A 1,713-nucleotide genomic window follows, 5' to 3' on the forward strand; every position below is an offset into this window, starting at 1 on the left:
GCTGCCGCCCCGGCGGCGGCAGACGACGAGCAGAGCAATCCCGATACGAGACGGCCTTTCCCAGATGTCCTTTACGCGCGCCCATCCCGACCTCGCCCAAGCGCTCACGGAGCGCGGCTATGCAGAAGCGACCCCGGTGCAGGCGGCCGTGCTCCAGCCCGACACCGACGGCCGCGACCTGCTCGTCTCCGCCCAGACCGGTTCCGGCAAGACCGTCGCCTATGGCCTGGCGCTCGCCTCGACCCTACTCGACGGAGGCGGGCTCGGCACCGCCGCCGCGCCGCGCGCTCTGGTGGTGGCGCCGACCCGCGAACTGGCGCTCCAGGTCCACCGGGAACTGGTCTGGCTCTACGGCCCGGCCGGCGCCCGGGTCGCGTCCTGCGTCGGCGGGATGGACATAAGGCGCGAGCAGCGTGCCCTGGCCCAGGGGGCCCACATCGTCGTCGGGACGCCCGGCCGCCTGCGCGACCATCTCGAGCGCGGCCGGCTGGAAACGGGCCAGCTCGCGGCCATCGTCCTCGACGAGGCGGACGAGATGCTGGATCTCGGGTTCCGGGAGGATCTGGAGTTCCTGCTGGACGCGGCGCCGGCCGAGCGCCGGACGCTGCTGTTCTCGGCCACGATCCCGAAGGAGATCGCCTCGCTCGCGCGGCGTTACCAGAAGGACGCGCTGCGGATCGCGACCACCGTCAAGGACGAGCCGCACGGCGACATCGAGTACCGCGCCTACCGGATCGCGCCCAACGACGTCGAGCACGCCGTGGTCAACGTGCTGCGCTATTTCGAGGTCCGGGGGGCGCTGGTCTTCTGCGCCACGCGCGAAGCGGTGCGCCAGCTCCACGGCAAGCTGGTGGAACGCGGCTTCGCCGCGGTCGCGCTCTCGGGCGAATTGAGCCAGAGCGAGCGCAACCACGCGCTCCAGGCCCTGCGGGACAACCGGGCGCGCGTCTGCATCGCGACCGACGTCGCAGCGCGCGGCATCGACCTGCCCGATCTCGGGCTCGTGGTCCATGCCGACCTGCCGAAGGGCAGGGACGTCCTTCTTCACCGGAGCGGGCGCACGGGCCGCGCCGGCCGCAAGGGCGTGGCCGTGCTTCTGGTCCCGCACACCCGGCGGCGCCAGGCCGAGCGGCTGCTGACGACGGCCGGGGTGACGGCGGCCTGGGCCACGCCCCCGACCGCGGACGAAATCCGGAACCGCGACCGCGAGCGCCTGCTCCAGGACGCCATATGGAGCGAGGAGCCGACGGAGGAGGAGCGTTCGATCGCCGCGGCGCTGCTCGCCGGGCGCAGCGCCGAGGAGGTCGCCGCCGCCTTCGTCCGCCTGCATCGCGCGCGCCTGCCGGCGCCGGAGGACCTGCTGGATGTCGGGCCGGATCGGAGCTCCGACCGGGGGCCGGATCGCGGTCCGGCCGGAGCCCCGGGCCGGTTCCAGGGACCGGAGGACACGGTCTGGTTCCGCATGAATGTCGGCCGCAGCCGCAACGCCGATCCGCGCTGGCTGCTGCCGCTGATCTGCCGGCGCGGCCATGTCACGAAGCGGGAGGTCGGCGGCATCCGCATCTTCGACCGGGAGACCCGGTTCGAGGTCGCGCGCCATGCCGCCGAACAGTTCAAGGCCGCCCTGCGGCGCACCGCGGAGGAGGACGCCGACATCCGCATCGAGCCGCTGGCCGAGGCGGGAGCGAGCCCGAAGCAACGGCCCGGCAGCGG

General features: G+C 73.6%; 1 protein-coding gene. It reads left to right on the plus strand.

Annotated elements, in window-relative coordinates; genetic code table 11:
* Positions 1-64: 64 nt before the first annotated feature.
* Positions 65-1,713 (plus strand): DEAD/DEAH box helicase (locus tag VGO20_RS22105; RefSeq protein WP_327504552.1); only part of this gene is annotated, 1,649 nt, incomplete at its 3' end.

Origin of the sequence: Arenibaculum sp. (assembly GCF_035998295.1) — a bacterium.
Taxonomy (GTDB): Bacteria; Pseudomonadota; Alphaproteobacteria; order Azospirillales; family Azospirillaceae; genus DASYHS01.